General features: G+C 34.2%; 5 protein-coding genes and 1 pseudogene. 3 read left to right on the forward strand and 3 right to left on the reverse strand.

The window, feature by feature from the left end:
• From ACZQCL_RS05910 to ACZQCL_RS05920, 3 genes and pseudogenes are all read right to left on the reverse strand, one after another.
• A pseudogene (locus ACZQCL_RS05910) lies at positions 1–439 on the reverse strand (hypothetical protein); the annotation flags it as partial.
• On the reverse strand, positions 440–682 hold the full coding sequence (locus ACZQCL_RS05915) for a hypothetical protein (protein WP_482482214.1): 243 nt from the start codon (positions 680–682) through the stop codon (positions 440–442).
• 52 nt (positions 683–734) lie between these two features.
• Positions 735–878 carry a hypothetical protein gene (locus ACZQCL_RS05920; protein ID WP_482482216.1) on the reverse strand — a complete coding sequence of 48 codons (144 nt, stop codon included), beginning with the start codon at positions 876–878 and terminating at the stop codon, positions 735–737.
• A gap of 244 nt (positions 879–1122) precedes the next feature.
• Here ACZQCL_RS05920 and ACZQCL_RS05925 point away from each other — a divergent pair, with 244 nt between their 5' ends.
• The 3 genes from ACZQCL_RS05925 to ACZQCL_RS05935 all read left to right on the forward strand — a co-directional run bounded on the left by ACZQCL_RS05925 (position 1123) and on the right by ACZQCL_RS05935 (position 5391).
• A complete protein-coding gene (locus ACZQCL_RS05925) occupies positions 1123–2655 on the forward strand; it encodes a nuclease/transposase family protein (RefSeq protein WP_482482218.1) in 1533 nt (510 codons plus the stop codon).
• A 202-nt stretch (positions 2656–2857) separates the two neighbouring features.
• Complete coding sequence (locus ACZQCL_RS05930; protein ID WP_482482220.1) at positions 2858–3202, forward strand: PAS domain-containing protein; 345 nt, start codon at positions 2858–2860, stop codon at positions 3200–3202.
• 38 nt (positions 3203–3240) lie between these two features.
• A complete protein-coding gene (locus ACZQCL_RS05935) occupies positions 3241–5391 on the forward strand; it encodes a response regulator (protein ID WP_482482222.1) in 2151 nt (716 codons plus the stop codon).
• Positions 5392–5431 lie beyond the last annotated feature (40 nt).

Raw genomic sequence — 5431 nt, forward strand, 5'->3', positions numbered from 1 at the left:
TTCTTTGATAATGGAATGGCAATGGAAGTTGACTTGAAGCGGGTGAATATAAACCAGTTACGACAAAATTTACGGTTGTAGAATCATCTACATTTAATGAGATGGTATCACCTACAGAAATACCATTGTATGTCGCAATATCTTCAGGGATGATACATTGTTTTTCTTCAGTTTGTTCGTCAAACATATTTCCCTCCGTAATAGTGGATGTACCATCTGTAAAATCAGTCATTGCTTCATCATTTTCATAGCCAGTAACCGTAATGGATGAAGAATTTTCTTGTCCCATTGGACCAGGTCCTTGTTGCTGATTTTCCATTAAACTAAAGCTGTCGCTAGCTTGTAAAGAAAGATTTGCAGAATAATAGAACTTAGATACATAATCTGAATCGGCGTACTTTTGAAGTTCATCTAAAGATAAAGATTCGACACTATCCATCTATTCTTTCAAATCTTCTTTGTTTCCAGGCTCAAAATCTTTCATCATATTCATACGATTTTGGCTGATTTGACCCGTAATGTTTGTCAGTTCAAGACTGGCATTTTGACTAGTGATACTTGCCTGATGAATGGACAAACCAATACAGGCACTAAACATCAGCACAAATAAAATAATACCAATCAATATGGATCGGCCTTTACTGCGAAACACATTGCGAATCGCATTTTTAAAAATATACATTTTATCACTTCCTTTTCTAAAATTAGTTTAAAGAAAGTGACTGAAATAAAACTTAAAATTGGTTTTCCATGATCTCTACAATGGTTGTATCCAATTCTTTCATTCCATTTTTAAAAATTCCAATATTCATATCGACATCGATCAAAACGATTTCTTCATCTAATACTTGGGCTGCATGAGCTAAGCATAACGCCACACATACAGTTTTTGTGCAACTTAATGCAGAAGTTACATCTTGTTTTAATAATTGTATACATTTTGTTTTCGTTTAACATAAAATTACCATAAGTATTATACAAACAATTTACTGCTGAAGTCAGAACACTCGTAGCTTTTTGTCATGAGATGAATGACGTATGTAACTAGTTTTCAGCTGTTTCTATACGCGAACCATGATATAATATATACGTAGAATATATCGCAAAAAAGGAGACTTTGATATGTATACAGTACGCTTTCAATTGGAACTAAGTGGATCTGAGAAACGGTTTTTGTCGAAGTCTTTTTTCTATGCGAATCAGATACATAATCAATTGGTTCGATATGCTACAAACTGTTTGAATGCTTTGTTTCATGATAAAGAATATGTGGGTGCACGCAAAGCTTATGGTGAAGCTGAATTTTCTAAAAAGAAAGCATCTGAACTATTAGCTTCTGAAAAGAAAAAGAAAAAAGAATTGTCCAATATCATGTGTATTAAACAAAAAGAGTATAATCTTACGAAGACTTCTTTGTGTAAGTTCGTATCCAAAGAACAAAAGAAATACAAGAACTACATCAACTCTCATCAGGCACAGGCAGAAGCTGAAGCTGTATATAAGGGTGTAGAAAAAGTTCTTTTTGAGGATGGGCGTCATCTTCATTATCGAAGATACAACAGTTTTGACTGTATCAAACAAAAATGTGCTGCAACAGGAGTGCGTCTTTCAAGATGGGATACCATCTGTTTTATGAAACATTACTACAAGGTTCGTGTCCCAAAGAATGAATATATTCAGAACATTATTTCATCTGTTGATTTAAAAGAAGATGTTGTTTATTCATTTTTAAAGAGAATCGAATTTAACAGTGGATTCAAATATTATGTAGTGATCACACTTCGAGGTGATGCACCAAAACGAATCACGTTGTCAGAAGATGGTGGACATCGTACAGGTGTTGACTTTGGAACTTCTACGATTGCGACAGTCTCAAACAACGAGGTCCATCTGGAAGAACTGGCTCCAGAATCAGCCAAATATGAAAAGGAAATTCGCCATAAACAGAATCTGGTGGATGCCTCTATGCGAAAACATAATCCAGAAAACTACAACAAGAATGGTACAGTCAAAAAGGGAAAGCACAAGTGGGAAACAACAAGAAGGTGCAGACGTCTGAAACGACAGATACGCGTGCTCTATCGAAAACAATCTGCTTACATTAAGACTTCACACCATACCTTCATCAACAAGCTCTTAAAAAATACGAGTGAGTTGATCCTTGAGCCAATGAACTTCAAGTCTCTTCAAAAGAAATCAAAGAAGACAGAGCGTAAAGATGAGGCAACGGCAATTAAACAAAAAGACGGTTCTTTGAAAATGGTACGCAAATATAAACGCAAAAAGCGTTATGGACACTCTATCAAGAACCGTTCTCCAGGTCTTATGCAGGCCGATTTAAAAACAAAGGCAACACAGTATGGAATACCATACTACGAAATTGATATTCATCAATATCGTGCTTCACAACTTCACCATGATACGGGTGAATACATCAAGCCTACTTTAAGTGAAAGATTTAAAACGATTGAAGGACATAAAGTACAAAGAGATTTGTATTCTGCTTTTCTAATTTGTCATACTGACGATACATTGACTGCACCTGATTTTAAAACCTGTCATCTTGACTTTCCACATTTTGTAAAGATGCAGGATACATTGATTCTAAATAAGAAAAAATGTGGACACACAATGAAATCATGCTTTGGATTCTAGCATAAAGAATCTCTCATCCAGTCAGGTCTAAGGCGTAAGCCCTGCTGGATGCAGTATGAGTATACAGAGTACAGTCCACATGGATTGGAAATGCTCGAAAAACAAGAGCTATGCAAAGACTATATGCAAGGTCTAGAACCATGCTGAAAGCTTTGCGATGCTCCATTTCTCGCAATGAGAGAAAGAGAATCTCGTCATTTTAATGATGAGAGTACGTCAAGCAAATAAAGAATTTTTAGATATGGCTGGATATGAAAATCTAGATGTGTTCTTTAATGGCACAAAGAAAAGTTTCCGAAATTTAATTCGTGAAGACCAACAAAAAGCGGTAGAAACTAGTATTTGGAATCAAATTGAAAGTGGAAGTAAGAATGACTATATTCATTATCAATTAAGAAGACAAGATGGAACTTATATTCCTGTACTTGATCAAGGAAGAATTGTGGAAAGCAAACGTTTTGGTCGAGTTTTCTATGTTTTATTTATGGATTGGCAGGCAATGCAGTCGCATTATAGTGAAAAGTTTAACGCAAAAGATGTGCGATAATTTTTGTCACACATCTTTTTTCGTTTTATAATGAAACCATGAAAAATAAAAATTTAATTTATCAAATACTAATTAGTTTTGTGTTGGTTTCTGTTTTAACGAATATGGCATGTTTGTTTATTCGTAACAGCGTAATTCAACAAGAAAAATTAAAGGCAGAATATACAGTAAATTCAACAATCAATCGCGTTGAAATAAAGCTTGAGTCGTATATTGAAAAAGTAGGTTTTTTAAAGAAGACAATTGAGGCTGGAATTGATTTAGACGATGCTTACTTTGAATCTGTGGCATCTAGACTATATGGAGATGATCCGGCTGTTAAGACAATTGAACTTGCGCCAAACGGAATTATTCAAAATGTATATCCTTTTAAAGAAAATCAAAAAGCTATTGGCATGGATATGTTGGCAGAACATGAACGTAAAGAGGCTGCTACTTTGGCAAAAGATACAAGGAAATATACATTAGAAGGTCCTTATGATTTAAAACAAGGTGGAAAAGGAGCTTTATTATACGATCCAATCTATGTGAATGGTGAATTTTGGGGCTTTTCAATATTAGTTATTGATTGGGATGCATTCCTTACAGAAATTCATTTAGATGAGTTAGAAAAAGCTTCCTATGATTTTGTGATTTGGAAAAAAGATCGTGTCACAAAGGAGAAGATCATTATTTCTAAAAGCTCAGAAAATATAGGTTCAGATACATTGTTGGTGAAATGTGCACTTCCTAATAATAATTGGAATTTTGAAATCATTCCCAAAAATGGTTGGATCAACAAATATGAAATGATGAGTTTAGTTGTAGCAAGTATTATGATTGACTTTCTTGTGACGGCAGCCATTGCTCAGCTTGAGATTCGTCATAAAAAAGATTTAGAATATGCGACTCAAATTGAGATGGAGGCTAAAAAGGCACAAGAGGCAAGTGCAGCCAAATCCCGTTTCTTATTCAGTATGTCACACGATATTCGTACGCCAATGAACGCAATCATGGGATATACGGAATTAATGGAAAAGAATGTTGGAAATATTGAAAAAGAAAAAGATTATTTATCAAAGATTCGATGTTCGAGTACATTTCTTTTAGATTTGATTAATTCCATTTTAGAAATGGCACGTATAGAGAGTGGAAAAGAAACATTAAATATAAAGGTATGTAATATATATGATATTATTGAATCTTTAAATTCAGTCTTTGAAAAACAAGCCGAACAAAAAGGCTTAACCTATCAGTGCACCACTAAGATTCAACATCCATATGTATATTGTGATCAAATTAAGTTTGAAGAGATATTGTTGAATATCGTTGGAAACTCCGTTAAATACACTAAAAAAGGTATGGTTTTAATTCAAATAGAAGAAACAGAGTCTGGCCATTTTCAATGTATAATTCAAGATACAGGTATTGGAATGAGTGAAGCGTATTTGCCACATGCCTTTGAAGACTTTTCTAGAGAAAAATCGGGTACGCAAACGAGCGTAAAAGGTACGGGACTTGGTTTAGCGATTGTAAAATCTTTGGTTGAATTAATGAATGGTACGATTGAAATTTCAAGTCAAGTCAATCAAGGTACAACAACTCGAATTAAATTTCAGTTCGAAATAGCAAGTGAAAATGAGCTCGAGAATAATCAAGAAACGAATATTATAGATTTTAAGGGAAAACACATCTTACTTGCTGAAGACAATGATTTAAATGCAGAAATTGCGATGACACTTTTAACAGACTATGGATTGATTGTAGATCGCGTAAGTGATGGGGTTGCCTGTGTAAAACAGGTCAAAGAAAAAGAATATGATGTGGTTTTGATGGATATTCAAATGCCAAATATGGATGGCTATCAAGCTACACAAAAGATTCGTGAATTTAGTGATATTCCAATTGTTGCGATGAGTGCCAATGCCTTTGAAGAGGATAAACAAAAAGCATTATCCGTTGGGATGAACGGCTATATCGCAAAGCCAATCGATATGGATAAAGTTATTAAAACACTATCAAATGTTTTTGTGTTTAAATGTCCCGTTTGTGGAAAGTATACATTTCAATCCGGACCAGGAAGCTATGAAATATGTCCAGTATGTGGATGGGAAGATGATAAAGCACAATACAAAGATCCAAATTTAAAAGGTGGAGCGAACCACTTAAGTTTAAAGGAGTACAAAGAACAATATGAAAAGAATCATTAATAAATATTTACTCTTATTTTTTTGTATATTCTCACTAGTA

The sequence above is a fragment of the Holdemanella sp. genome, from assembly GCF_056804935.1.

Excerpts from the sequence above, each read along its gene's own strand:
- ACZQCL_RS05930 (WP_482482220.1), top strand. The coding sequence starts at position 2,858 with ATGATGAGAGTACGTCAAGCAAATAAAGAATTTTTAGATATGGCTGGA.
- ACZQCL_RS05925 (WP_482482218.1), top strand. The coding sequence starts at position 1,123 with ATGTATACAGTACGCTTTCAATTGGAACTAAGTGGATCTGAGAAACGG.
- ACZQCL_RS05915 (WP_482482214.1), bottom strand. The coding sequence starts at position 682 with ATGTATATTTTTAAAAATGCGATTCGCAATGTGTTTCGCAGTAAAGGC.
- ACZQCL_RS05935 (WP_482482222.1), top strand. The coding sequence starts at position 3,241 with ATGAAAAATAAAAATTTAATTTATCAAATACTAATTAGTTTTGTGTTG.